General features: G+C 42.2%; 23 protein-coding genes and 2 pseudogenes. 16 read left to right on the top strand and 9 right to left on the bottom strand.

The window, feature by feature from the left end:
• Positions 1 to 166 precede the first annotated feature (166 nt).
• Together ACX27_RS07185 and ACX27_RS32285 are read left to right on the top strand one after the other, a co-directional pair.
• Positions 167 to 1,051: a pirin family protein gene (locus ACX27_RS07185; protein WP_062290243.1), complete on the top strand. Its 885-nt coding sequence runs from the start codon at positions 167 to 169 to the stop codon at positions 1,049 to 1,051.
• Positions 1,052 to 1,063: 12 nt separating this feature from the next.
• A complete protein-coding gene (locus tag ACX27_RS32285) occupies positions 1,064 to 1,219 on the top strand; it encodes a hypothetical protein (protein ID WP_158507353.1) in 156 nt (51 codons plus the stop codon).
• 6 nt (positions 1,220 to 1,225) lie between these two features.
• On the opposite strand, the gene ACX27_RS07180 is transcribed toward ACX27_RS32285, so the two are convergent.
• From ACX27_RS07180 to ACX27_RS07155, 6 genes are all read right to left on the bottom strand, one after another.
• Positions 1,226 to 1,942 carry a pirin family protein gene (locus tag ACX27_RS07180; RefSeq protein ID WP_062290239.1) on the bottom strand — a complete coding sequence of 239 codons (717 nt, stop codon included), beginning with the start codon at positions 1,940 to 1,942 and terminating at the stop codon, positions 1,226 to 1,228.
• Positions 1,943 to 2,211: 269 nt separating this feature from the next.
• Positions 2,212 to 2,772, bottom strand: a complete 561-nt coding sequence (dps, locus tag ACX27_RS07175; RefSeq protein WP_062290237.1) for a DNA starvation/stationary phase protection protein Dps — start codon at positions 2,770 to 2,772, stop codon at positions 2,212 to 2,214.
• Positions 2,773 to 2,951: 179 nt separating this feature from the next.
• Positions 2,952 to 3,998 carry an aldo/keto reductase gene (locus ACX27_RS07170; protein ID WP_062290234.1) on the bottom strand — a complete coding sequence of 349 codons (1,047 nt, stop codon included), beginning with the start codon at positions 3,996 to 3,998 and terminating at the stop codon, positions 2,952 to 2,954.
• 82 nt (positions 3,999 to 4,080) lie between these two features.
• Positions 4,081 to 5,811 (bottom strand): RluA family pseudouridine synthase, encoded by a 1,731-nt coding sequence (locus ACX27_RS07165; RefSeq protein ID WP_062290231.1) that lies wholly within the window; start codon positions 5,809 to 5,811, stop codon positions 4,081 to 4,083.
• 135 nt (positions 5,812 to 5,946) lie between these two features.
• Complete coding sequence (locus tag ACX27_RS07160) at positions 5,947 to 6,636, bottom strand: alternative oxidase (RefSeq protein ID WP_062298202.1); 690 nt, start codon at positions 6,634 to 6,636, stop codon at positions 5,947 to 5,949.
• Between the two features lie 211 nt (positions 6,637 to 6,847).
• A complete protein-coding gene (locus ACX27_RS07155; protein WP_200929920.1) occupies positions 6,848 to 8,107 on the bottom strand; it encodes a glycoside hydrolase family 10-like protein in 1,260 nt (419 codons plus the stop codon).
• Between ACX27_RS07155 and ACX27_RS32280 the strand changes: the two genes are divergently transcribed.
• The 4 genes from ACX27_RS32280 (at position 8,069) to ACX27_RS07140 (ending at position 10,698) form a co-directional block, all read left to right on the top strand.
• Positions 8,069 to 8,236, top strand: coding sequence for a hypothetical protein (locus ACX27_RS32280; protein ID WP_158507352.1), 168 nt, complete (start codon positions 8,069 to 8,071; stop codon positions 8,234 to 8,236). The two genes, ACX27_RS07155 and ACX27_RS32280, sit on opposite strands and share 39 nt — an antisense overlap.
• A 430-nt stretch (positions 8,237 to 8,666) precedes the next feature.
• Entirely contained in the window at positions 8,667 to 9,629 is a 963-nt protein-coding gene (locus ACX27_RS07150; RefSeq protein WP_062290226.1) for a homogentisate phytyltransferase, read from the top strand.
• Positions 9,630 to 9,633: 4 nt separating this feature from the next.
• Positions 9,634 to 10,098, top strand: a complete 465-nt coding sequence (locus tag ACX27_RS07145; RefSeq protein ID WP_062290223.1) for a tetratricopeptide repeat protein — start codon at positions 9,634 to 9,636, stop codon at positions 10,096 to 10,098.
• A gap of 54 nt (positions 10,099 to 10,152) precedes the next feature.
• Positions 10,153 to 10,698: a Uma2 family endonuclease gene (locus ACX27_RS07140; RefSeq protein WP_235526540.1), complete on the top strand. Its 546-nt coding sequence runs from the start codon at positions 10,153 to 10,155 to the stop codon at positions 10,696 to 10,698.
• A 28-nt stretch (positions 10,699 to 10,726) separates the two neighbouring features.
• On the opposite strand, the gene ACX27_RS34615 is transcribed toward ACX27_RS07140, so the two are convergent.
• Both ACX27_RS34615 and ACX27_RS34610 read right to left on the bottom strand, forming a co-directional pair.
• On the bottom strand, positions 10,727 to 11,023 hold the full coding sequence (locus tag ACX27_RS34615) for a Uma2 family endonuclease (protein WP_250635694.1): 297 nt from the start codon (positions 11,021 to 11,023) through the stop codon (positions 10,727 to 10,729).
• A complete protein-coding gene (locus ACX27_RS34610) occupies positions 11,020 to 11,316 on the bottom strand; it encodes a Uma2 family endonuclease (protein ID WP_250635693.1) in 297 nt (98 codons plus the stop codon). Before ACX27_RS34610 ends, ACX27_RS34615 begins: the two co-directional genes overlap by 4 nt.
• Positions 11,317 to 11,525: 209 nt before the next feature.
• Between ACX27_RS34610 and cobA the strand changes: the two genes are divergently transcribed.
• Entirely contained in the window at positions 11,526 to 13,109 is a 1,584-nt protein-coding gene (gene cobA, locus ACX27_RS07130; RefSeq protein ID WP_062290216.1) for a uroporphyrinogen-III C-methyltransferase, read from the top strand.
• Positions 13,110 to 13,279: 170 nt separating this feature from the next.
• On the opposite strand, the gene ACX27_RS07125 is transcribed toward cobA, so the two are convergent.
• Positions 13,280 to 13,858, bottom strand: coding sequence for an Npun_F5749 family FMN-dependent PPOX-type flavoprotein (locus tag ACX27_RS07125; RefSeq protein ID WP_062290213.1), 579 nt, complete (start codon positions 13,856 to 13,858; stop codon positions 13,280 to 13,282).
• Positions 13,859 to 13,982: 124 nt separating this feature from the next.
• On the opposite strand from ACX27_RS07125, the pseudogene nrdJ (ACX27_RS07120) reads away from it, so the two are divergent.
• From nrdJ (ACX27_RS07120) to ACX27_RS07080, 9 genes and pseudogenes are all read left to right on the top strand, one after another.
• Positions 13,983 to 15,212 (top strand): annotated as a pseudogene (gene nrdJ, locus ACX27_RS07120) (ribonucleoside-triphosphate reductase, adenosylcobalamin-dependent); the annotation flags it as partial.
• Positions 15,213 to 15,514: 302 nt separating this feature from the next.
• Positions 15,515 to 16,585: pseudogene (gene nrdJ / locus ACX27_RS07115) on the top strand (ribonucleoside-triphosphate reductase, adenosylcobalamin-dependent); the annotation flags it as partial.
• 139 nt (positions 16,586 to 16,724) lie between these two features.
• A complete protein-coding gene (locus ACX27_RS07110) occupies positions 16,725 to 16,943 on the top strand; it encodes a ssl0294 family protein (RefSeq protein WP_062290210.1) in 219 nt (72 codons plus the stop codon).
• Positions 16,944 to 17,424: 481 nt separating this feature from the next.
• Positions 17,425 to 17,724: an RNA recognition motif domain-containing protein gene (locus ACX27_RS07105; RefSeq protein WP_062290207.1), complete on the top strand. Its 300-nt coding sequence runs from the start codon at positions 17,425 to 17,427 to the stop codon at positions 17,722 to 17,724.
• Between the two features lie 542 nt (positions 17,725 to 18,266).
• Complete coding sequence (gene fbp / locus ACX27_RS07100) at positions 18,267 to 19,316, top strand: class 1 fructose-bisphosphatase (protein WP_062290205.1); 1,050 nt, start codon at positions 18,267 to 18,269, stop codon at positions 19,314 to 19,316.
• 285 nt (positions 19,317 to 19,601) lie between these two features.
• Complete coding sequence (tal, locus tag ACX27_RS07095) at positions 19,602 to 20,747, top strand: transaldolase (RefSeq protein ID WP_062290202.1); 1,146 nt, start codon at positions 19,602 to 19,604, stop codon at positions 20,745 to 20,747.
• Between the two features lie 166 nt (positions 20,748 to 20,913).
• On the top strand, positions 20,914 to 22,443 hold the full coding sequence (gene zwf, locus ACX27_RS07090) for a glucose-6-phosphate dehydrogenase (protein ID WP_062290200.1): 1,530 nt from the start codon (positions 20,914 to 20,916) through the stop codon (positions 22,441 to 22,443).
• A gap of 86 nt (positions 22,444 to 22,529) precedes the next feature.
• Positions 22,530 to 23,900: a glucose-6-phosphate dehydrogenase assembly protein OpcA gene (gene opcA / locus ACX27_RS07085; protein WP_062298200.1), complete on the top strand. Its 1,371-nt coding sequence runs from the start codon at positions 22,530 to 22,532 to the stop codon at positions 23,898 to 23,900.
• Positions 23,901 to 24,157: 257 nt separating this feature from the next.
• Positions 24,158 to 24,793 (top strand): hypothetical protein, encoded by a 636-nt coding sequence (locus ACX27_RS07080; protein WP_235526539.1) that lies wholly within the window; start codon positions 24,158 to 24,160, stop codon positions 24,791 to 24,793.
• Positions 24,794 to 25,338: the final 545 nt, after the last annotated feature.

Below are 25,338 nucleotides of genomic sequence, written 5' to 3'. Positions count from 1 at the left end.
ACTTGCTAATTTTAAATTAAGTTGCCTTTTTTACATTCCTTCAGCAAACTTTGAAATGCTCCATATATAGCAATGCAAAATTATTTAGCAACATCTCTTCCTTGTCTGTGATGCTCAAATATCAAATATAATAATTCCAGCATTTACCAGTTACCCCCCATTACAAATGGCAATACTTCAAATAATTGAACCAGAAGTTAAAGATTTGGGTGGGTTTATTGCCCGCCGTAGTTTGCCATATCCTCAGCGCCAAATGGTCGGGCCATTTATTTTTTTTGATCATCTTGGCCCCTCTGTTTTACGAGCTAACAAAGGTATTGATGTCCGTCCACATCCTCATATTAATCTGGCAACGCTGACTTATTTATTTGATGGTGCAATTATGCACCGTGATAGTTTAGGTGTGGTACAAGAAATTCAACCAGGTGCAGTTAACTGGATGACTGCGGGAAAGGGAATTGTACATTCAGAGCGATCGCCTGACTTTGACCGTGCCAATGAAGTTACAATTCATGGTATTCAAACTTGGATTGCTTTACCTGTTGAGTACGAAGAAATTGACCCTTGGTTTGTTCACTACACGGCTGAAACTCTCCCTAGTTGGTCAGAAAATGGCGCTGTCATCAAACTAATTGCTGGAGAAGCTTCTGGTTATACCTCACCTGTGAAGGTGTTTTCTCCTATCCTTTATTTAGATGTGGTACTTTCTGCTAATGCTAACTTTACTGTCCCGACTGGTTATGCTGAGAGAGCAGTATACAGCGTTACTGAAGGACTGAGCATTAATAATGAACCACTAGAACCATATCGCCTCGCTATTCTAGAGCCAGATTATGAGGTAAAAGTTTCCGCCAGTACTGAAGCTCGATGTATTGTGATTGGTGGTGAGCCGTTGGGTCAACGTTACAAATGGTGGAATTTTGTCTCTAGTCGACCGGAACGAATAGAACAAGCAAAAGCAGATTGGCGTGACCACCGTTTTGCCAATGTGCCGAATGAAACAGAGTTTATTCCCCTACCAGAAGTGGTAACAGAGGCTAATCCTTTGTAGTTTTCAGGAATTATGCACGAAGATTATCTGGGGAAACTGGGTGTAAGGGTGAAAGGTTGTAGGGGTGTAGGTGTTCAAAACCATTACACCGTTCGGCTGACGCTCACGGCGAAGCCTCAAGCCCTCACACCCTTACACCCATTCTTAACAGACTACCTTTGTGCGTAAGTCCTATCAACCTAAATCAAACAGAAGAATTTCTGCACTCAGGTTGGTGCTAATTTCGAGTTTTTCTTCGCCACTGATTTGCACACCATCACCGGCTCTGAGTTCTTCGCCGTTCAGTGTGGCTATACCTTGAGCTATTTGCAACCAAGCATAGCGATCGCGTTTTAGATGATAATTCACCACATCATCGCTTTCTAAAACGGAGGTGTATAAATTCACATCTTGATGAATTGTCACCGCACCGTCGCGTCCGTCTTTAGCGGCGATTAGGCGTAATTTACCGCGTTTTTCTTCTAGAGGAAATGCTTTTTGTTCATATCTGGGAGCCAAGCCTTGCTCATCTGGTAAAATCCAAATTTGCAATAGGTGGAGTGCTTCAGTGGGCGAGGGATTAAACTCGCTGTGCATAATTCCTGTACCCGCACTCATAATCTGAGCATCACCAGGACGAATGACTGAGCCTGTACCTAAACTATCTTTATGCTCAACAGCGCCTGATAGTACATAAGTGAGAATTTCCATATCTCGATGTCCGTGGGTAGGAAAACCCGCACCAGGCGCAATGCGATCGTCGTTAATCACGCGCAGAGAGCGGAATCCCATCCGATTGGGATCGTAAAAATGGCTAAAGGAAAATGTATGGAAGCTATCTAGCCAACCAGTTTGGCTACGACCGCGATTGTTTCTATCATGAATTAGATAGTTAATTGTATTTTGAGACATAAATCCACCTCAGTTGATTTAGGTTGGGTAATCTAAATAATTAATATTCTTGTGTGCAGAAATATGAAAATTAATGCAGTTAAGCAATTACCAAATTGATGCGCTAGATTTGAACTGCTAATTAATCATTAATCTCAGAGAGAATTTTGATTTATCTAGCTGCCTTTCGACTTATTTAAATATTAGAATATCTACCTATAAAATGAAAAGTACGCACTAAAAAGTGGCGTACTTACTAAAAGGATACTATGAAGTTTGTTTGCCAGGATTTATCTGACTGTAGCTGGTGTTTTAGCAGCAGCAGAGCCATTTTGTGCTTTGATTTCTGCTACTTGTAGATGTGCTTCCAAGAACCACAGTCGTTTGTCAATGGTGCGAGAAATTTCGGTGTAAAGGTCTGCGGTGTCTGCATCACCTAAGTCGTCGGTTTTAGCGATCGCTTCTCGGATATGTTTAGCGTAAGATGCAAAACGGTCGGCTAATGCTGTTACATGGTCTTTGCCATCCAAAATATCCAAGGGATATTCTGGCAGAATGGAGTTACTAGCCGCTAGTCTCGCTGTTCCGAAAGCGTAGCCTCCTAAAGCGGTGACACGTTCAGCCACCATATCAACGTATTCTTCTAATTCGCCAGCAATCTCATCAAACAATTCATGCAACTGATAAAAGTCTGTACCTTTGACGTTCCAGTGTGCTTGCTTTGTCTGGGTTTTCAAATCTAAGGTAGCTGCCAATGTTTGATTGAGAATGGCTACGATTTGAGAACGTGCTTCGGCAGGAATATCAATACGAGAGGGATAAAGTCGGGATGTCTGCTTATTGTCGCTCATGGTTCCACGTTTTTTTGATCGACACATTGAGTCTACAAATAGTGATTGAGTTTGGGGAACTTCCGAAAGACAGATGGTTTTTCCGCAGGAATGATTTATTATCTTGATTATTCTTGGGAATACTCAGTTATTAGTGCTGAGTCAGCGTACTTATTCCTAACTCAGCACTCAGTACTTTTTTATAGGCGATGGTTATCGATCGCATTGAATGTACCACCAAACAGGCGATCGCGGATGAGCTGCAAGAAGTCATGGGGAAAACCAAGCTCTATTTGACTAACTTCGTTGAGGCGTTGCAGATGTTCCGGCGATAAGGTGATATCTAAACAAGCCAAGTTATCTTGAAATTGGCTAAGTTTGCGTGCGCCAACGATGGGAATCATTACACCACTTTGAGCGCGTAACCAAGCTAATGCAACTTGCGAAGGTGAACAACCAATTTCCGCAGCAACTTGACTGACTACTTCGGCGATCGCTATACTGCGTTCTGATACATTACCCATTGCTGGGTTTGACAATCTACCTTGTTCTTCTCCTGGTTGCAGAGGCTTATTATACTTACCTGTCAGTACACCACCAGCTAAGGGCGACCAAGGTGTAACGGCTAAATCAAAGGCTTTAGCCATTGGTAGTAAATCTCGTTCTGGTGTTCGCTGAATTAAATTATACTCAATTTGTAAAGCAACAAACTGTGTCCAGCCTTGATATTGAGCGATGGTATTAGCTTGAGCGACAATCCAAGCTGGTGCATCGGAAATCCCAATGTAAAGAACTTTACCTTGCCTGACTACATCATCAAGCGATCGCATTACCTCCTCAACCGGAGTTGTAAAATCCCAAGCGTGTAACCAAAATAAATCAATATAGTCTGTATTCAGTCGTTTTAAACTACCTTCTAAAGATTGCAGCAAATTCTTGCGGTGGTTGCCACTACCATTGGGATTACCTGTTTTTTCAGCCATCCGCAAAGGAAAAGAATATTTAGTAGCAACTACAAAACGTTCGCGGTCTTTGGCAATTAATTCACCAACAATTTTTTCACTACTACCATCAGTGTAACCATTTGCAGTGTCAATAAAATTCCCGCCTGCTTCTGTAAAAGTCTCAAAAATTTTGCGACTTTCATCAACAGAAGCACCCCAACCCCAGTCCTCACCAAAAGTCATCGTTCCCAAGCAGAGTTCCGAAACTCTCAACCCACTTTTGCCTAAGAGTTTGTATCTCATATAACTCGCAATTGGTAGTTTGTAATTACATTAGCAGTGAAAAAACACCAGGAACAAATGACCAATGGTAGATGACGCTGATTTAAAAAGGTGTTTTTGCTTGTAAATGAAGAGTTTTGGCTAATAGGGGATGGTAAAAGCTGAGTTCCCTGGCGTGGAGATGTAAACGATTTGCACCAGCATTACATCCATAAAGGCGATCGCCCAATATTACCACACCTAATCCTACCGCAGCATGAACCCGCAACTGATGAGTGCGTCCCGTGAGGGGGATAAATTCTACGCGGGTGTATTCGCCTTCTTTGGCAATTACTTGAAACTGAGTGATGCTGGGTTTACCATGTTGCCAATCAACTTGTTGATAAGGACGATTTTGCGGATTTCCCCAAAGTGGTAATTCAATCACACCTTGATTTTGAGTCACCGCGCCTGCCAGAATTGCTTCATAGACTTTATGCACCTGTCGCTGTTGGAATTGTTGACTAAGGTGAGAGTGAGTATGGCGATCGCGTGCTATCAACAAAATACCAGAAGTCTCTTGATCCAAGCGATGCACAGGTACAAGATTCATCCCATCAGCTAACAAATTCCGCAAACGACTCAGCACACTATCTTGAGTGTCACGATAACGCCCAGGAACAGATAACAGTCCCGCAGGTTTATTCACAGCAATTAGCCATTCATCTTGATAAATAATTTTTTCTCCCCTGTCTCCCTTGTCTCCCCTATCTTCCTTGTCTCCCTTGTCTCCCCTATCTCCCTCATCCCATTTCCCACAAGATTGTAAACAACCTACATTCGTCAGTGGGGGGTTAGGTTTCATACCAGACAGCAAAAACCCCATCAACGGCTGACAACGTTCTGCACAAGCTTCATAAAATTCCCCCTGAACTTTGTCGCCAGAAGATTTCCCCCACCAAAATTCCGCCATTGCTAAAGGTTTAAGGTGATGGGTTGCGGCGTAATGTAATAATTTTGGGGCGCAACAGTCGCCTGTACCCGTGGGTAAACCATCTGGCATTAATTGTTGTAAGGTTAGGGATTGACCAAAAAAATTCATCAGCGAGTAAGCGGCGTGCATTTCGGTTTGGAGTTGACGAGACAAGGTTTTACGCTGTTGTTTTAATTCCCTGATTTTGGTATCTGCGGCGGTAATTAATTGTTGAAGCGGCTGTAAAACTGCATCTCGCTGACGTTTGAGTTGTCGCCGTTCAATCCCATCTTTGCGGCTGGCTTCGTCAAGTTCTGCCAATGCTAAAGCGAAAACTTCACCTGTGAGTGTTTCGCCCAGTATTTGACGTTGGGCTTGGCGTTGATATCTGCATTCCCGATGGCGATCGCTCATTACTTGCAATTGCTGTGCAAATTCCGCAGATAATATTTCATACTGCTGTTGTTCTGGTAATTGTTGTAAAGCAATAATTTCTTGTTTAATTGCCTCTAATTTGGTTAAAGCCTCCGCCTCTGATAAAGCCACTGCTTCTCTACCAGGAATTGGCGGAACCCAGCCTTCAACAACACTTTGACTATTTAATAATCCTGAAAAAGCTTTAATAACTCTTTGTTCACCACTGGGCAATTCCACTAATAAAACACCATACATTTTACCTTCATTGGCATAACGCTCATCCCTATCAAGATAGTTCATTAAGCCACGGGCAATTGCTTCTATCAAAGCCGTGCGGGGTAATCTCAGCAGTTCACCTGTTTGGGGACAATGCCCTTCATAGTAATAGTTAAAAGAAAGATTATTGACTGCAAAATGACAATCAATAAAATCTGAAATTGGCGAAAGCAGCGAACAGTAAAGCATTTAAGAGATACTTTATCAAGTAAATCTGAAGTACTAGCGTCTCAACACTAAAGTAGTGCATTAAATGTAGCGACTGTCTTGAAAGTCGCTACATTTAATGCAACATTTTAGTCTTGCCACGGTAGTCCGAGGGGTTTATGAGTGAACCTCAACTTCAAAGTTAGCTGCAACTGTCTTCATTTCCAAGGTATGAGGACTCTTAAATGACAGTTGTGCATTAGTTTGTTGGCAAGCTTCCATAGTTCTTACATGTTCCATTTCATCATCTCGAATTGCCACAAACACATCATAAAGATTATCAATTTGAGGACGGCGTTCGGAAAGTGTATGAGATGTTTGAAACTCATCAAACATATATAAGTCGCCATCACGATAGTAGCGGATTGCAACTAATGGAGCCGATTGCGCTTTCAATTCCACCTCGTTGGCTGTCAAAAATTTGTGATAGCTGCTGTATGCGTGTTTTTCCACCAATTCCATAAAATGATAGGCAGAACGTGGTGAAAAGAAATACAAAAAAGTAATAATCCAGTAATAGATTAATGCTGTGGTTTTGGCTAACAGTCGATCACCCCAAAATGCGTCTCCACCTAAAGATTCCATAATTAATAGGTGATGCAATTCATTCCAAGATTCGGCAAAATGAACCTTCAGCCAATCAGCTTTGCGCCAGAATCCCAAAGTTTCATAAAGATGCAACACCGAGAGATAAGAAAAGTAAGGGACACGTGCTACTGTTTCTAAAACATAAAAACGAGGATAAGGGCGATCGCGATAAATAGTATTAATTACAAATACCAAAATATTAACAAGCAACCGAATCATAGCTGTCTCCATGTGTGCTTAAAAGATTAGGAGTAGTTGAGATAGCTGGGTTAGCTATCTTACCTGTGCAATTTTTTATACAGCTAAAATTTGAGGAACTTGTGAGGAATATTGAAATTGAAGCGTAGTAAAATGCGATCGCCCGATTGTGGTTCATCACATCAAGCGATCGCATTTTTTTACTTCTGACTCCTGACTTCCAACCTAATTGTCAGAGTTTGGCGCGAACTACCGGATAAGGGAACAGTCGCTTAAATCCTTCCTGACGTTCTGCTACTGTTTCAGGAGCAACATCCCACAGACTTTCATAATAGAAAAAGGCTACACCTAAACCCCGTTCTTGAACAGCCCGTACCTGAGCCTTAATTTGTTGCATTGGGACTGGGTTATTACGCAACCCGGCCATAATTCCGATGCCGGTGGGAATTTTTTGTTGTGCTTCTTGAATTTCGCTGCGGCCGATGTTGGCAATGAAGCTTTGGAAATTGGGGCGATAAACTTGCACAATTAACTCGTCTACAATATTTTGCCTAATCCAAGCCAGCCAATCTTGCAGGTGGAACTTGTAAGCAAAGTCATAATAATTTGGTGACACCGAGAAAATTGCATCGGGTTTTCTAGCTTTCACTGCTTGGTTGAGTCTTACCATGAAAGCAGTAATTTTATCTGCCCTCCACTTTACCCAAACTGGGTCATTAGGGTTTGCAGGGGGATTGTTTTTGGTTTCTTGGGTATATAAAGCTACTGTATATTTGTCATAACCAAATTCATGGGGCAAACTCATGTGGTCGTCAAACTGAATACCATCCGCATCATATTGAGTGACGACTTCTAGCACCAAGTTGGTGATGAACTGTTGCACTTGGGGATGGAAAGGATTTAGCCAGACAACTTCACCCGCCGCACTCATAGAAGTTTCGCTACCATTGCGCTTTTGCGTTAACCACTCTGGATGATTTAATGCTAACTCGGATGTTGGCGGTGCCATAAACCCAAACTCGAACCAAGGTATAGCTAACAAACCTTGACGATGGGCTTGATTAATTAAGTCTGCGAGGATATCTTGCCCCTCTAGACCACGGGTAATAAAAGGTTGAATACCTGCACTTTGGGCGGTTGCACTGGGATACATAGCATAGCCAGAGTTCCACACCACAGGATAGATAGTGTTGAAATTGAGGCGTTGTAGGTGTTTTACAGCTTCCTGCACCTTGGCGCGATCGCGTAGAACATTAAAATCATTGTTGGTCATCCATACACCGCGAATTTCTTGGCGTGGTAGTTGCGCGATCGCAGGTTTTAACCCATCTACTATCAATACTGCCACGAAAGAAACTAACATCAGCACAGGCACTAGCAGTTTCAGCTTGCGCTGCCAACCTGGGAAAGTCAGGAGTTTCATCGGGTTGAATGATTTGTCACCTACCCACTCATGCCATCGCCTATTTTTGTGATGGAATTTATTAGCCATAGAGCCTTGAAGTATTTATGTTTACTAGAGGAATGGTTAATTGGTAGTTGTTCATTCAATGCTGCACATCGAACTTCTGCACCGGAGAAACTCAAACAGAATTCATACCGTCAATTAAGGATGACGTAACCAGTATCCATTAGTGTCCAATATACATTGCGTCTAACAGGTAGTTTACCAAGTCTTTATTTTACATGGCATTGCTGGAATCCTTACCAATAATTACTGATATTATACTGTATTATTAATAACTTAATATAATAGAAATAGGCGGTGATATTGCATTTAATTACAATTGACGACAGCAATAATACTCAGATTCATCTTGAATTAGAAAGTTGCTGTGATGACTTTTAATCAGCTGGTACGCAATGACCAATGACTAAGGACGGACTTTACAGGTAGTTATGTAATATAAGATATGTTTTAGCTGAGTCCGAAATTTATCATCCCTCAATATGTTCATCAAAGCAACTGTATTCCACCTAAGACTGTTGTTAATCAACTAATTCTGTGACAATGATTAACAATAAGCCAGAATACTTAATCTCAGCTACTCATGCGCCAGAGTTCTCAAAACAGCCTTTTAACAAGCAAACCACAGCCATTTAATTGGTTATATGCCTTGTGGAAATTTTCTCGTCCACACACAATTATTGGCACCAGTCTGAGTGTTTTGGGTTTATATGTGATTGCCATTGCCATTAATCATCGAATTGACTTCCTATTGCCCATTTCCAATTCTCTTTTGCCAGTTTTAGGTGCATGGATAGCTTGCTTGTGTGGCAATGTTTACATTGTCGGCTTAAATCAGCTAGAAGATGTAGAGATAGATAAAATTAATAAGCCACATTTACCACTAGCATCTGGGGAATTTTCTCGACGTTTAGGACAATTGATTGTCATTACAACAGGGATTTTAGCTTTAGTAATTGCCTGGTTAAATGGCCCGTTTTTATTTGGGATGGTAGCGTTAAGCCTGGCAATTGGTACGGCTTATTCTTTACCACCAATTCGCTTGAAACAGTTTCCATTTTGGGCAGCACTGTGCATTTTTTCGGTACGTGGGACAATTGTGAATTTGGGTTTATTTTTGCATTTTAATTGGGTACTTCAAAGCAAAGAATTAATTCCGCCAGCAGTGTGGGTACTGACGATATTTATCTTGGTGTTTACCTTTGCGATCGCAATTTTTAAAGACATCCCTGATATCGAAGGCGATCGCTTGTACAATATCTCTACTTTTACAATTCAACTCGGCACGCAATCTGTATTCAACTTGGCACTTTGGGTACTCACCCTCTGCTATTTGGGTATGATGTTGGCTGGTGTATTGCGGCTAGAGGCTGTCAACTCAGCCTTTTTGGTGATTACCCATTTATTATTGCTGTGTGGTATGTGGTTTCGCAGTTTAACAGTAGACTTACAAGATAAACGTGCGATCGCCCGATTCTATCAATTCATTTGGAAACTCTTTTTTCTAGAATATTTAATATTCCCCATCGCCTGTTTGTTGGCTTAACACAATGCTAGACACCCCTCCAGTAATTGATATTTTTGCCATTTTGGTAGTGATTGCTAGTATTTTACTGCTGATTTATTTTGCTGTAAAAACCTTAATCACCTCCAACTATTTTCAAAAAGGCATCAATCTTTATCAGCAAAAAGACTATGCAGGTGCAGAAGCAGAGTTTCGCAAAGTGATTGCTATCAACTCTACCAATGATGTAGTGCGCCTATTTTTAGGAGATGTTTTATATCAGCAAGATAGAATTGCCGAAGCCACAGAATTATTCCAAGAAGTCATGCGCCGCAGTCCCAAAAACCCCGAAGCTTATTTACGCCTGGCTAATGTGTTAATGCAGCAAAATCAACCAGAAGCAGCTAAAACTAATCTGCAAACAGCCCAAAAGTTATTTCAAAAACGTCAACCAGAAAAAGCCCAAAAGGTTGCTCAGTTATTAGCCAAAATCAACGCCAAATCAGCTTGAGATTGATTAATCCTTTTAAATTCAGTCTCTACGGTACAAACACCAAAGAAAACATTGATCTTAGAAGAGTTTCTTTCATTACCAGAAACTAAACCAAGCTCAGAGTACATCGATGGTCAAGTCATTCAAAAACATATCCCGCAAGGAAAACATAGTACTATTCAAGGAGAACTCTTTCCCAAAATTAATGCTGTTGTAAAAGTCAAAAAAATGGGTTGGGCTTTTCCTGAATTACGCTGTACATTTGGCGTAATTTTTATAGTTCCTGATGTTGCTGTATTTTCTTGGGCAAGGCTTCCTGTTGATGAAAATGGTGATATTGCTAATATATTTACCATCGCCCCCGACTGGATCATCGAAATTCTTTCCCCAGAACAAAGCCATACAAAAGTTACAAAGAAAATCTTACACGCTCTCAATCACGGCACTCAAATGGGTTGGTTAATTTACCCTGATGAGCGATTTATTGCTGCTTATCCTGCGGGAAAACAACCTTTAGCTTTTGAAGACATTTATAGTGTTTTGCCAGTGCCAAATTTCTGCAAAGAATTACATTTGACAGTAGGTGAAATTTTTGGATGTTTCTTAGTATTCCCATGAAACTAGGAAAATTCATCAAGTCATTTATTTAATTGCGGATATCCTGAATAAATTGCTGTACAGCATCGTACTGGTCAGGTATGGTTATATACTGTAGCAGTATATTTGGATCTAAATTAGGAAAAAAGCCACTTCTTTCTACTTCCTCATATTCACCCTGTTCGCTCAGGCGGAATATTTTGATAGAGTTAGATTTCCAAAACCAAACTTCTGGTACTTTTTTAGGCTTATATAACTCTTTTCTATTAATAGTTCCACTAGTGATGATAACTTCAATAACTATGTCTGGGACTTCTTTTTTTTGTGCCAATGCTATAGGATTCATCTGGTGTACCTGAAGCATATCCAGGTTCTTCTAAAGTGTAGCCACCGCGACCATAAAAAACGTATACCCAACTCTCTCATGTAAGCTTCTAATAAATAACCGAGAGTTCTTTTCACATATTCATGTTCTTCACCAATTGGAGACATAATTTCTAACATTCCTGATAAATAAGACAATCGCACATTGTGGTTATCCAATAGCTGGGCTTCAATTCCTTTAAACTGTTCCCAGGAAACATCTTTGAGAGTTATCAATTTTTCTTCTGCGGACTGTTCTACAAGTGGGATACTCATATCAACACTTCCTTAAAAAACTAAATTAGAAGGGACATACCTTAACAAAACCTTCTATAAATAGTAAGGTTATTTCTTGAGGGTTAAGGATTTCGTCTTTGCCGAAGCAATTTATCTGTATATGAATTATTCTACGATCGCTAACTCATCGCTAATTATCTTGCCTTCTGTGATGAAATTTTTCTGCCCGATCGCATTAATCTCAGATCATGACTAAACAACAAGGCAAAGTTTACCTCGTCGGTGCAGGGCCGGGAGATGTGGCGTACCTGACAGTTAAGGCTTATCATCTCTTGGCTGTGGCTGAGGTGTTGGTCTATGATGCTCTGGTAGATGAGCAATTGTTGGAGTGTGTACCAGCTCATTGTTTAAGGTTAGATGTGGGTAAGCGTGGTGGTAAACCAAGTACAACCCAAGGGGAAATTAACAAATTATTGGTGCAGCACTGTCAAGCTGGTCAACAAGTTGTCAGGTTAAAATCTGGCGACCCGTTTATTTTTGGACGTTGTACTTCCGAAATTGAAGCTTTAAAAGCAGCCGGTTGTGAATTTGAAGTTATACCGGGAATTTCCTCAGCTTTAGCCGCGCCGTTATTTGCGGGAATTCCATTAACAGATGCGGCGATGAGTCGGTGTTTTGCTGTGTTTACCGCCCACGAACCAGATACGTTGGACTGGGAGGCGCTGTCAAGGTTAGAGACTTTGGTAATCTTGATGGGTGGACAACATTTGCCGGAAATCATACATCAATTATTGCGGCGTAAGCGATCGCGTCTCACTCCTATTGCCATTATCCGTTGGGCAGGAACGCCGAATCAACAAGTTTGGACTGGTCAATTAAACAATATCCTCGAAAAAATCACTGGTTTATCACTTTCCCCAGTGGTAATTGTGATTGGGGAAGTGGTGAGGCTGCGGCAGTACTTACAATCTGAGAAAATAAATTCTGAGGATTCCACTACAGCAGTTATTCCCAGTCTGACAACTATGTCCAACCACCTCCCCCTCGCTGGAAAAACTATCTTAGTCACTCGTTCTGTAGGACAGTCGAGCGAATTTAGCGATCGCCTCCAGGCGGTTGGTGCTAAAGTCATTGAAATGCCGGCTTTAGAAATTGGCCCGCCTTCCAGTTGGGAAGAGTTGGATCATGCGATCGCTAGTTTATCTGACTTCGACTGGTTAATTCTCACTTCTACCAATGGTGTGGAATACTTTTTTGCCAGATTAACAGCATTGGGTAAAGATTCTCGCGCTTTAGCTAATGTCAAAATTGCCGTTGTTGGTGAAAAAACCGCCCAATCTCTCAAACAACAAGCACTCAAACCAGATTTTATTCCCCCTAACTTTGTAGCTGATTCTTTAGTAGAACATTTTCCCGAAGTATTATTTGGTAAAAAGATTTTATTCCCCAGAGTTGAAACAGGTGGGCGAGAAATTTTAGTCAAAGAATTAACAGCTAAAGGTGCAGAAGTTATCGAAGTTGCAGCTTATCAATCTTGCTGTCCTAGTAGTATTCCAGAATCAGCCAAGTTAGCCCTACAAAATCATCAAGTCGATATTATTACCTTTGCTAGTTCCAAAACTGTACAGTTTTTCTGTCAAATTATCGAGCGCACATTTGCAAATCATACTGTTATCAATTTACAGAATGTTTGCATTGCTTCCATCGGCCCCCAAACTTCTAAAACTTGTCAAGCTTTATTTGGCCGAGTAGATGTGGAGGCTGAAGAATATACCTTAGAAGGTCTCACTCAAGCTTTGGTGAAATGGGCGGCGGGAAGTGGGGAGTTTTGATGATTATATTTGGGGATGAGGGGGACAAGGGAGAAAATTCCAGATTATTCTCTCCAGAAACTAATCAAAGAGGTTTAGTCCGCGTTCAGCTTTGCTGTTGCCGCAGGCTAGGCGGACTTTGTTTTTATAGCCGCGAATTCCATTCGTCGGGGCTTGGTGCAAGATGTGAATTAAGGGTTTACTTCCTCTCGATACCATTCTTGATTTTCATCAAGCTGATAAATAGTTCTATTTTGTGGTTCGCCGCGCAACTCTAAATGATCAACCTGCACGGGATCAAGTAATAGTAAGCAAAAGTTGACAACAGGTTGTAAAGGATCAAGGGCTGGTGGTGTAAACGCCTCTGGGGTTGTGTCTCTAGGTTTACCAGGATGCGGCCAAGCAAATTGTAACCGTGCTGCATCGCTGAGTGCTTGCCAAGTAGCGAGTCTGGCTGATTGCAGTGAAGCATCATTACTATCTACTAAAGTTAAGCTGCCAGCAATGCGAAACTGTTCGCGGGTGTTGGGAAAATACCAGCAAGCTTCCGCCCAAGGTTGAGATTTTATCTGGTCAATTTTATCGCTACGGGTATCAGTAATAAATTTTAGCTGATTGGTATCGTTGAGAAAGTCACGAAAGACTACAGTCCGATTAGCAGGACGATGATCTGCCCGGATTGTCGCCAGTTGTAGGTAACGAGAGTATATCAGACTACGGTTGCGATGTAGGGCGCGAGCGATCGCACTTCGCCAAGGAGCAAGGGACATTGTGTAGTTTCGTTGCAATTGGTACAGCTACAGACGTAGCGCAAAGTGGAAAATTTTGCAATCTTTTATCCTCAACCTACTTGGCGTATAGTCGTAATCTGTTCAAAACCAACAAGACTGGATTATGGTTCGAGAGCTTGAAAGAAAACGTCAGGGTGTTAAGTTTCCCGAAACTGCGCCAGCAGCCAATCCTGTATTTTTCAGGACTTATAGCCGCCGCACAGGAGTAGGATTAAGAGAATCGTGGGATGAAGTGTGCGATCGCACCATACAAGGCTTAATCGAATTAGGTAAACTCAACCCAGAAGAAATCGCCCTCCTAGAAAAAACCCAACACCAACTCAAAGCTTTACCTAGCGGCCGCTGGCTGTGGGTAGGCGGTACAGATTGGATAAACAAACCCAAGAACTTCTCCGGCGGGTACAATTGCACCTCCACCAATCTCCAAGACTGGAAAGCCTTCGGGTTGATGATGGATCTCGCCATGATGGGCTGCGGCACAGGAGCCATCATCGAACCCCAGTATATTAATCAACTGCCTGCCATCCGCAATCGCCTGAATATTACAGTACAAGGCGAAATTGGCAGCACTCCAAAAAACTTACGTCGTGAATTTACACAAACCGATATAGAAGGCAACAGCGTTACCATTCATGTCGGCGATAGCCGTGAGGGTTGGGTTGCATCTTATCAAACTCTGTTGGAACTTTCCACAGATGAAAGATTTACAGGTGATGTAGAAGTATTTGTGGATATCAGCGATGTCCGTCAAGCAGGGGAAACACTCAACGGTTTTGGCGGTGTTGCCAATCCTGTAAAATTGCCGGGATTGTATCAACGTTGTGCTGACATCTTAAATAAAGCTCTAGGCAGACAATTAAATTCTGTCGAATGTTGCCTATTAATTGATGAAGCTGCTGTCACAATTGTTGCAGGAAACATTAGACGTTCAGCTGGTATGCGTCAGTTTACTGCTGACGATGAACTAGGGGCTACAGCTAAAGATAACCTGTGGCAGCAAGACGAAAGCGGTAATTGGCGAATTGATCCTGAACGTGATGCTTTACGGATGGCAAACCATACAAGAGTATTTCACCGCAAGCCAACCTTAGAAGAATCGATCGCAGCTGTTCAGAAACAATATTACAGTGGCGAAGGTGCAATTCAATGGGCAGGAGAAGCTGTTGCTAGAGCTAACTGCGATTTGTTAACAACACAAGCATTGAAAAAAGAGTTCTTACAAGCTTACGACCAAGGAAAAGCTAAAGATTGGTTACAACAAAAATATCCCTATATTAATGCTGATGAATTAGAACATCGTTTAGCTCGTTTTGGATTAAACCCGTGTGGTAAGTAATTTTGCCTCACGTTAAACACCGGGGAAAATCGGTGAACCCTGCGATTGGGAATACCGAGGTAATCAAAGGAATTAAAAAGCCTTAGACACTGTACAGACTAGAGAGTGAAACTTTTTAACCTATAAATAATCCAAATTCACGTAGTTTAAAAAGAATATAATCTGGGTTTTGCCCCCGTTTTTTACAACGGCTCCACGAGTCTCCGGCTACTAAATATTAGTAGAAAATATAGTCGGATCTACGAGGAAAAAAGAACTCGTAGAACTAGAGGATAAAGAGCCTCTGGGTTAACAAAATGGAAATTATTGGTAGCAACTTTCACTGCAATTTGTCTGAGATTCATCTCAATCAAATTGATCCATTTAATTACAAAGAACAAGAGGAAGCTTTCACGGCTGGGGCGTTATCTGTAGCCACACTTTTAAACCATAAATTCCTAGAATCGCGCTATCAATATAGTCGGGAACTAGACCCAATTGTTGGAGTTTCTTTTACTGGCTTATTTGATTTCTTTGTCCATGCTTTTGGTGTGGACTGGTTGCGCTGGTGGGCAGAAGGTAGACCTGCAACCCCCCAAGGGTTAGCATTTAAGCATCAAGAAGAAAAATATCTCAGCTTTTGGAGAGAAGTAGTACATAAGGCAGTGTGGGATTATTGCGATCGCCATCACCTCAAACGCCCTAATCGTTGTACTACAGTCCAACCAAGCGGTACTAAATCTCTGTTATCTGGCGCAAGTTCTGGATGGCACCCACCCAAAGCCCAAAGATTTATTCGCCGCATCACTTTCCGCAAAAATGACCCCGTAGCCTTAGCCTGTATTGACTACGGTTATAATGTCATTCCTTCCCAATCAGACAAGGACGAACAAGGTAACTTATTAAACGACCCCTTCGATCCCCGCGTCAGTGAATGGCTGGTAGAAATTCCTGTCGCTGTACCTTGGGCTGACTTACCCGGTGCTGATCAAATTGATGTTTCTAGATTCCCCGTCTTAGCTCAATTTGATTTTGTGATGCAAGTTCAGCGCCATTACGTCACTCACAACACATCAGCTACCCTAGAACTACGGGCTGATGAGGTTGAACCATTAGGACAACGAATTTACGAAGCCATCCAAAATGATGAGGGCTATATTTCCGCAGCGTTGTTAGCACGATTTGATGATTTACAATCATTCCCCCGCTTGCCTTTTGAACCCATAGACAAAGCAACCTATGAGCGTTTATCTCAAGAAGTGCTAGCGCGGCGCAAAACCGATGACTTCTGTGCTGTTCTCAGCCGCTACGACTCCGGCGAGTTAACAGAAGCAGGCCCTAGCGGTTGCGATTCTGATAAGTGTATGTTCCCAGATCAACAACCCAACTAGGAGCTAGTAAGTAAAAGGGCAAAAGTAAAAAGGTAAAAGATTGATTTTGACTTTTGCTTTTTTACTTTTGACTTTGAATCTCACGTTACGATTGATAAAAAAGTAATAATTTTTTTATGGCAGTGCCAGGAGATTTTTAATGTTTCTTGATGAATTGTCACCAATATTTAAAGAGTTCACCAAACACCCAGTTTCATTTCTCGGTGGCTTTGTCTCTGGCGTATTACGACTAAACTTGAAGGATGATCCTGTGAAAAGCTGGCTAGATCAACAAAGAGGCGTAACTAGCTACACCTCGTCTACAACCGAAGCCAATAATGGCAAAGCCACAGGGCCGCAAACAATTTCCATTGAATAAATTTGCTGCTGATTTCCAATTACATTCACCATTTTGTACCTGCAACTCCAACTCTCGCAGCTATAAGAAAGTTGCAGGTCAAATTTTGGTTTTTAGAGCAATATAAAGATTAATTAAGAAAATGTATAAAATCTGACTTCTATTCAGTATGAAAAACTAGCAAAATCTCAAAAGATATCAGTCCATCTTAACACAAGAAATTTTTATCTAAAAAAATATAAGTTTGGCTTATTTTATGTTATTTGGGATTGTAATATCCCATACTTTGAAAAATGTCACAATCAGTTATCATTATGAGCGTAAGCGTAAGTTCAGCCGCATGGACAGTTTAGTTGAAGTCACGCTAGCACTATGATTGCTGCGCCACAACGTTCGCCATCAATGAAAATAAATCATAAGCCACGACACAAAATTTGTAGTTTGTTGATTTCTGTTTTCTCGCTGAACTAACCGCTGTTTGTTGACAATTACGTGATCCCACATGACTATTTACGTTGGAAATCTCTCCTACCGCGCTACTGAAGCAGATTTAAAAGCAGTATTTGCAGACTATGGCGAGGTCAAAAGAGTTGTCTTGCCTACTGATCGAGAAACAGGACGGATGCGAGGCTTTGCTTTTGTTGAAATGGAAGAAGACGCTCAAGAAGATGCTGCCATCGCTGAGTTAGATGGTGCCGAATGGATGGGTCGGCAACTCAGAGTCAACAAAGCAAAACCGCGAGAAGATAACCGAAGAGATGATGGACGACGAGGTGGTTGGGCGAAAAAACAAGAAATCTAAAACTAGGCAGTAAGTAATAGTAGCAAATCGATTTGCAGTAATGCAAGAATTTTGACCTACAGCAATTGCAAAAGTGAAAACCTAAAAGTCAGAAAATCTAAATATTTAGATTTAAGTTGTGAATACTGCTGACTTAGTTACAAATTGTTGTAATTATTTAACCGTCTAACAAAACTTAACCCGACTGTTGTGAGCTAAAAACAAAATCTCAGCAGCAGTCGGTTTTTTACGGTTCAGGTAAGTCTGGGAGTGATATTGCCAACGTTAGTAGCTAGAGAAAACTTGGTGTAACGTAGTTTAAGAGGACTGAGCCGCTTTAAGTAAATTTACTTTGTTTAGTCTTCGTCAGGGCAAGCACTTCAACTGCCAACGAGACTTCTCTACCTTGAGACATTTCAAAAAAAATTGAGCCATTTCTTTAGTTTGTCTAAAGCCAAGTCAAGGTTATCAAATTACCTTTCTAAGATAGAAGCAGCAGCTACGAGTTGCTACGCATGACTTTACCACCCAACTATTAACCAGTCACTAGGGAGAATGCAAAAATGGCTAAAGTGCCAGAATCTCTAGAGTTGCCAGTCAACGATCATACAGATAAAAGCTTAGATCGTGATTGTACGACCTTATCTCGTCATGTTCTTCAGCAACTTCAAAGTTTTTCGCCTGATGCCCAGGATTTGAGTGCGCTGATGAATCGCATCGCTCTTGCTGGTAAATTAATTGCTCGTCACCTCAGCCGTGCAGGCTTAATGGAAGGTGTTCTCGGATTTACCGGGGATGTGAATGTCCAAGGTGAATCTGTGAAAAAGATGGATGTTTATGCCAATGATGTATTTATCTCGGTGTTTAAGCAAAGTGGCTTAGTTTGTCGCCTAGCTTCCGAGGAAATGGATGACCCCTATTATATCCCAGAAAACTGTCCTATAGGTCGTTATACCTTGTTGTATGACCCTATAGATGGTTCTTCTAACACCGATACCAATCTGAGTTTAGGGTCAATTTTTGCGATTCGTCAGCAAGAAGGAACCGACGCTGATGGTTCAGCCAGCGATTTACTGACTAATGGCCGCAAGCAAATTGCTGCCGGCTACATACTATATGGGCCAAGCACTATGCTGGTTTATAGTATAGGTAAAGGGGTGCATTCTTTTACTCTCGATCCCAGCTTGGGAGAGTTTATTCTCACCGAAGAAAATATTCGGATTCCTAACAACGGCTCGGTTTACAGTGTTAACGAAGGAAATTTCTGGCAGTGGGAAGAGTCGATTCGAGAATATGTCCGCTATGTACATCGTACAGAGGGTTACTCTGCTCGTTATAGCGGGGCGATGGTGAGTGATATTCATCGGATCTTAGTTCAAGGCGGTGTATTTCTCTACCCAGGTACAATTCAAAAGCCAGAAGGCAAATTACGCTTACTGTATGAATCGGCACCTCTGGCTTTTTTGATTGAGCAAGCAGGTGGTCGTGCAACTACGGGATTAGTAGACATTCTAGACGTAGTGCCGAAGAAGCTACACCAACGCACACCTCTAATTATTGGTAGCAAAGAGTCGGTAGCAAAAGTCGAGTCTTTTATTCAAAACGGTCACTAGAGTGAAGAAGGCAGGAGGCAGGAGTCAGGAGGCAGAAGTATATTACTTAGCACTCAGCACTTGATACTTTTAACTGTTTCTTACTGTGAAGTTATTTTTGTCGTGGTTTACTAGTGTCTGCTTGGGATGAGGAAGAGAAAATATCGCTACTAAAAGCAGAAGTAGGGATTATTTCAGCTGGTCGATGCGATAAGTGATTGGCAAAGCCAAAATGCAAAAGTCACCATCACAGGATGGATTGCCAAGTTCACTTGGAGACATCATTAAATGGAGGGAACGATAGCTATGGCCACCAATCATCTACAGGAGATTCAACAATACGGTCAAAGTATCTGGATGGATAATTTGACGCGGGACATAATTCAATCAGGGGAATTGAAAAATCTGGTAGAAAATCAAGGAATCTCCGGGATTACCTCAAACCCAGCGATTTTTGAAAAAGCGATCGCCAATAATGCTATGTATGATGCGGACATAGAAGCAGGTGTTCGCGCTCAATTACCCACCTACAAAATTTACGAATCTTTAGTTTTTGCAGATATCCGTAACGCTGCTGATATTCTGCGACCTGTATATGAAGCCTCGAATGGACTTGATGGTTATGTGAGTATCGAAGTACCACCAACTATTGCTCATGATACTCAAGCCACCATCAACGAAGCCCGCCGTTATTTTCAAGAAATTGGCCGGGAAAATATCATGATTAAAATTCCCGGTACAGAATCAGGTTTACCAGCCGTAGAACAGGTAATCGCCGACGGGATCAACGTCAATATTACTTTGTTATTTTCTGTACAAAGCTATATCAATACAGCTTGGGCATATATTCGAGGCTTAGAAAAACGTGTAGCTGAGGGTAAAGACATTAGCAAAATTGCTTCTGTCGCCAGCTTTTTCCTCAGTCGCATTGATAGTAACATTGACGCAAAAATCGATGCAAAATTGCAGCGTGGCGTTGATGATATTAACCTAGAAGCCAAACTCAGTGCCGTAAAAGGCAAAGTAGCGATCGCGAACGCCAAGATAGCTTATCAAGAATACAAAAAAATTATTGAAAGCGATCGCTGGCAAGCCCTTGCAGCCAAAGGAGCAAAAGTACAACGGTTACTTTGGGCTAGTACCAGCACCAAAGACCCGCACTACAGCGACGTAATGTATGTTGATGAGTTAATTGGCCGCGATACTGTTAACACCTTACCACCCTCGACAATAGCAGCTTGTGCTGACCACTGCGATGTAGGCGATCGCGTGGAAACCAAAGTTGAAGAAGCATATCATCTCATCGAAAGCTTGAAAGATCCAGACATCAACATCGATATCAATACCGTAATGGATGAACTGTTAATTGAAGGTATTGATAAATTCGTTCAACCTTTCCAGTCCTTGATGAACTCTTTAGAAAACAAAGTCAAGCTATTGTCACCTGTGTAGGGTCTAAGAAGTAAAAAGTAAAAAGGTGAGGCAGTGCGTTGGGCGGCTTTGCCGACTCCCTCACTGCCGAACCCGAAGGGCAAAAGTAAAAACAAATATAGTCTTTTACCTTTTTACTCTTAATTTCTACCCATCCAAATCTCAACTCCAAGATCGAAAAATTGTTATGGTCAGTCTGCTAGAAAATCCCTTGCGCGTTGGCCTACAACAGCAAGGGATGCCCGAACCCCAAATTATAGTTATCTTTGGCGCTTCTGGTGACCTTACCTGGCGCAAACTAGTTCCAGCATTATACAAATTACGGCGGGAACGGCGGGTGCCACCAGAAATCACTATTGTTGGTGTGGCCCGTCGGGAATGGACTCATGAATATTTCCGTGAACAAATGCGTAAAGGCATGGAAGAAGCACACGGTGGTGTTGAACTAGAAGAACTTTGGCAAGACTTCTCTCAGGGTTTGTTCTATTGTCCTGGTGATATAGATAACCCAGAAAGTTACCAAAAACTCAAAACCCTATTAAACGAATTAGACGAGAAACGCGGCACACGCGGGAATCGGATGTTCTACCTCTCCGTCGCTCCCAACTTCTTCCCCGAAGCCATCAAGCAACTAGGGGAAGGTGGAATGCTGGACAATCCAGAGAAACACCGCCTAGTAATTGAAAAACCCTTTGGTCGAGACTTGGCTTCTGCCCAAAGCCTCAACGTTGTTGTCCAGAAGTATTGTAAAGAAAATCAAGTCTACCGCATCGACCATTACTTAGGTAAAGAAACCGTTCAAAACCTGCTAGTCTTCCGCTTCGCCAACGCGATTTTTGAACCATTGTGGAACCGTCAATTTGTTGACCACGTACAAATCACTGTTGCGGAAACCGTAGGTGTAGAAGACCGGGCTGGTTACTATGAAAAAGCCGGCGCACTCCGCGATATGTTGCAAAACCACTTAATGCAACTTTATTGCTTAACAGCAATGGAAGCACCCAACTCAATGGATGCTAACAGTATTCGGACAGAAAAAGTTAAAGTACTCCAAGCTACCCGTCTAGCCGATATCCACAACCTCTCCTGTTCTGCCATTCGCGGTCAATACAGCGCCGGTTGGATGAAAGGACAGCCAGTACCTGGGTATCACGAAGAACCAGGAGTTGATCCAAAATCAGGTACACCCACTTATGTAGCTATGAAGTTTATGGTGGATAACTGGCGTTGGCAAGGCGTACCCTTCTACCTACGGACTGGCAAACGAATGCCGAAAAAAGTCAGCGAAATTTCCATCCATTTCCGTGAAGTGCCTTCACGGATGTTCCAGTCCGCCGCCCAACAAAGAAACGCCAACGTACTGGCAATGCGGATTCAACCCAACGAAGGCATTTCCTTGCGTTTTGATGTGAAAATGCCAGGGGCAGAATTCCGCACCCGTTCGGTAGATATGGACTTTAGCTATGGTTCCTTCGGGATTTCCGGTACTTCAGATGCCTACGATCGCCTCTTCTTAGATTGTATGATGGGCGACCAAACATTATTCACCAGGGCTGATGAAGTGGAAGCAGCTTGGCAAATAGTTACTCCTGCCCTTTCCGTTTGGGATGCGCCCTCAGACCCAGCCACCATTCCTCAGTACGAAGCAGGTACCTGGGAACCCGCAGAAGCCGAATTGTTGATTAACCAAGACGGCCGTCGCTGGCGCAGACTGTAAAAACTGGTCATTAGTTATTGGTCATTAGTCCTTAGTAAGAACAAATGACAAATGACAAAATCCAAAATCCAAAATCCAAAATTACTATGACCCAAGCTCCTACCATTTTTTCACTCCAAGCCCCCAAAGACATTTCGCTGAACGAAATCGAAGCGGAACTAAATCAAATTTGGCAAAGTTATGGCATTACTGGTGAAGATGGCGGCTTACCTGCTGCTACCCGTGCCACAACTTTTACCTTAGTGGTTTACGAACCAGAAGAAACCCAATATCTCTTGGCATCTTTGGGATTTTATAACGGCCCCATCGATGGAATTTTAGGGCCACAAACTGACATCGCCCTGCGGTTAGCGCAACAAAAATATGAACTGCCCGAAACCGGCACTGCTACACCAGAAACTTTAGCCAAACTGCGGGAAGAATACAGCAAACGTCAAGGTAATGGAGTCGTTACAGAAAATGGTAACGGTTCCTATAACTTCAGTGTCACCAGCCCCAGAATTGCTGATGAAATTGCTTTGCGTAATCCTTGCCGCATTATTGCCCTCTGCCCGATCGCCGGCGAAGATGAAGGTGTAAAAGCCCAAGTTTCGGCTTACTGCCCAATTCAAAAGCAATCTTCCAGCACTTTGGTTTGTTGCGAATACATCACCCTCTCCGGTACCACCTCGGCTTTAGAAAGAATTGGTGGGATGATTCCCGCATTACTCATCGGTGGTTTGCCGAAGTTTTTGTGGTGGAAAGCTACTCCCGACCCCAACAACACCTTATTTAAGCGACTAGCCGCAGTTTGCAACAACGTCATCGTTGATTCTTGCAACTTTAACGAGCCAGAACATGATTTACTCAGCTTACAAGAATTGGTCGAAACCAATGTACCTTTAGCTGACCTGAATTGGCGGCGGATCTCAGCATGGCAAGAGTTGACCGCAGAAGCCTACGACCCACCACACCGCCGTGCAGCATTAAAAGATATTGACCGCGTCATGCTGGATTATGAAAAAGGCAACTCTGCCCAAGCACTGTTGTTTTTGGGTTGGCTGGCTAGTCGCCTAGAATGGATGCCCATTTCCTGCGAAAAACAAACCGATGACTATGATATTCTGCGGATTCGCTTTGTAGCTCAAGACCAAAAACAAATAGAAGCCGAAATAGCTGGAGTTCCCGTTGCTGATGTAGGCGAAATTCCTGGAGACTTAATTGCTTTACGCCTCAGTTCCACCAATCCCAAAGCCGACTGTAGCACCTTAATTTGTACAGAAACCGGCGGTTGTATGCGGATGGAAACCCACGGCGGCGCTCAAACTTCTGGTTTATTCCAACAAGTTAGCTCACTTTCAGAACAAAAAGCCGAAGTACTGCTGAGTCAGCAAGTACAACGCTGGGGACGTGAGAATTTATTAGAAGACAGCTTAGGAGTTATTGCCCAAATCCTGAAATTAGCAGTGAAGCATTAAGTCATCCTGAAAACAAGGAAGATTTCAGTAGTTTTCATCTCAGCTTGTGCCAATTAAGTTAACCCCGGTTTTTTCACAAAATCGGGGTTTTTGAATGTCTTTACACCATTTCACGAAAAACTTGATACAGATGTAAACCCTAAAAGCTTTGCTGTATCTAAGTTTTTTAATTGCGAATTGCGAATTGCGAATTGGTATTACACCCTTCCTAAAACCCTTGATGACACGCAGTACTCAGCACTTTGCTTTACCAGAATTTGACCACCGTAAATACTGGTGTTAAAAATGATGAATTATTTTTGGTGCATTTTGCCATTATGACTAAGGTTCAAAGATTAGCACACAAGATGTTGCAATGCCAGGAAGAGTCAGTGAGATTTTCTGTAACACTCTTACCTACAGACCACTCCCGCTTAGAAAAACTGGCGCAATTGATGGGATACACAAAAAGCGCCTTTTGCAGTGAACTCATTGCGGCAGCGTTGGATGATATGGAAGAGGTAATTGATACTCCCGACTCTCACATTGATAAATTTCTCCCTTCGGCCGAAGAATATGCGGAAGCTTTTACTGCTATTGAAGCCAGCCTCACACCTGGACACCGCGCGATGTTAGTGGCTCATTATCATTTTCCTAACCGGACTACGACAACTGATGAATTAGCAAAAGCAGCTAGTTATGACCATTACGGGGCTGTGAATCTGCAATATGCTAGGCTTGGCTATTTGCTGGCAAAATATTTAAATTGTGTGTTGCCGACTCACGCTGATGGTTCGCCATTTCCGACTGCCATTTTGGTTGAGTGGAGTTTTGAGGATGTTTGGTACTGCACATTGCACCCACAAGTGGCGGAAGCATTAGAAATAGTGGGTTTAGTAGGTTGGCAAAGATAAGTCTGTTTGATTTGTGAGAATTTGAATATTTACTGTTATTTGTTCTTAGTAAATGACTGAGGAGTGTTATCACAAATCAACTGCGTTTTTATCTCTGTAGCTTGGAAATCACACTCGCAGCAATGATGTTTGCAATCAATAAAAAAATCCCCCAGTGGTGGCAGCCTCTGGGGGAATTAGTTATCAGGGTGCATCTACCAATTAATTGTTCTATTGATGGCTGGCTCTAACCGGATAAAATTTTTCTGATTCTGAAATTATGCAAAAAAATCCCCCAGTTGGTGAAAGCCAGCTAGGGGAGTTAGTTATCAGGGTGCATCTACCAATTAATTGTTCTATTGACGGCTGGCTCTAACCGGATAAAATTTTTCTGATTCTGAAATTAAGTAAAAAAAATCCCCCAGTTGGCGAAAGCCAGCTAGGGGGAGTTAGTTATCAGGGTGCATCTACCAATTAATTGTTCTATGGATGACTGGCTCTAACCGGATAAAATTATCAAAAAAAACCCCTAGCTATTTTAAACAGCCAGGGGAGTTGAAGATCAA

This window comes from Nostoc piscinale CENA21 (assembly GCF_001298445.1).
Taxonomy (GTDB): domain Bacteria; phylum Cyanobacteriota; class Cyanobacteriia; order Cyanobacteriales; family Nostocaceae; genus Nostoc_B; species Nostoc_B piscinale_A.
Note: the sequence above shows the minus strand (reverse complement) of the source record. Positions and strands in the feature narration are given on the sequence as shown.

Coding starts and splice junctions, on each gene's coding strand:
- ACX27_RS07185 (WP_062290243.1), top strand. CDS start 167: ATGGCAATACTTCAAATAATTGAACCAGAAGTTAAAGATTTGGGTGGG.
- ACX27_RS32285 (WP_158507353.1), top strand. CDS start 1,064: ATGCACGAAGATTATCTGGGGAAACTGGGTGTAAGGGTGAAAGGTTGT.
- ACX27_RS07180 (WP_062290239.1), bottom strand. CDS start 1,942: ATGTCTCAAAATACAATTAACTATCTAATTCATGATAGAAACAATCGC.
- dps (WP_062290237.1), bottom strand. CDS start 2,772: ATGAGCGACAATAAGCAGACATCCCGACTTTATCCCTCTCGTATTGAT.
- ACX27_RS07170 (WP_062290234.1), bottom strand. CDS start 3,998: ATGAGATACAAACTCTTAGGCAAAAGTGGGTTGAGAGTTTCGGAACTC.
- ACX27_RS07165 (WP_062290231.1), bottom strand. CDS start 5,811: ATGCTTTACTGTTCGCTGCTTTCGCCAATTTCAGATTTTATTGATTGT.
- ACX27_RS07160 (WP_062298202.1), bottom strand. CDS start 6,636: ATGATTCGGTTGCTTGTTAATATTTTGGTATTTGTAATTAATACTATT.
- ACX27_RS32280 (WP_158507352.1), top strand. CDS start 8,069: ATGCCATCGCCTATTTTTGTGATGGAATTTATTAGCCATAGAGCCTTG.
- ACX27_RS07155 (WP_200929920.1), bottom strand. CDS start 8,107: ATGGCTAATAAATTCCATCACAAAAATAGGCGATGGCATGAGTGGGTA.
- ACX27_RS07150 (WP_062290226.1), top strand. CDS start 8,667: ATGCGCCAGAGTTCTCAAAACAGCCTTTTAACAAGCAAACCACAGCCA.
- ACX27_RS07145 (WP_062290223.1), top strand. CDS start 9,634: ATGCTAGACACCCCTCCAGTAATTGATATTTTTGCCATTTTGGTAGTG.
- ACX27_RS34615 (WP_250635694.1), bottom strand. CDS start 11,023: ATGAATCCTATAGCATTGGCACAAAAAAAAGAAGTCCCAGACATAGTT.
- ACX27_RS34610 (WP_250635693.1), bottom strand. CDS start 11,316: ATGAGTATCCCACTTGTAGAACAGTCCGCAGAAGAAAAATTGATAACT.
- cobA (WP_062290216.1), top strand. CDS start 11,526: ATGACTAAACAACAAGGCAAAGTTTACCTCGTCGGTGCAGGGCCGGGA.
- ACX27_RS07125 (WP_062290213.1), bottom strand. CDS start 13,858: ATGTCCCTTGCTCCTTGGCGAAGTGCGATCGCTCGCGCCCTACATCGC.
- ACX27_RS07110 (WP_062290210.1), top strand. CDS start 16,725: ATGTTTCTTGATGAATTGTCACCAATATTTAAAGAGTTCACCAAACAC.
- ACX27_RS07105 (WP_062290207.1), top strand. CDS start 17,425: ATGACTATTTACGTTGGAAATCTCTCCTACCGCGCTACTGAAGCAGAT.
- fbp (WP_062290205.1), top strand. CDS start 18,267: ATGGCTAAAGTGCCAGAATCTCTAGAGTTGCCAGTCAACGATCATACA.
- tal (WP_062290202.1), top strand. CDS start 19,602: ATGGCCACCAATCATCTACAGGAGATTCAACAATACGGTCAAAGTATC.
- zwf (WP_062290200.1), top strand. CDS start 20,914: ATGGTCAGTCTGCTAGAAAATCCCTTGCGCGTTGGCCTACAACAGCAA.
- opcA (WP_062298200.1), top strand. CDS start 22,530: ATGACCCAAGCTCCTACCATTTTTTCACTCCAAGCCCCCAAAGACATT.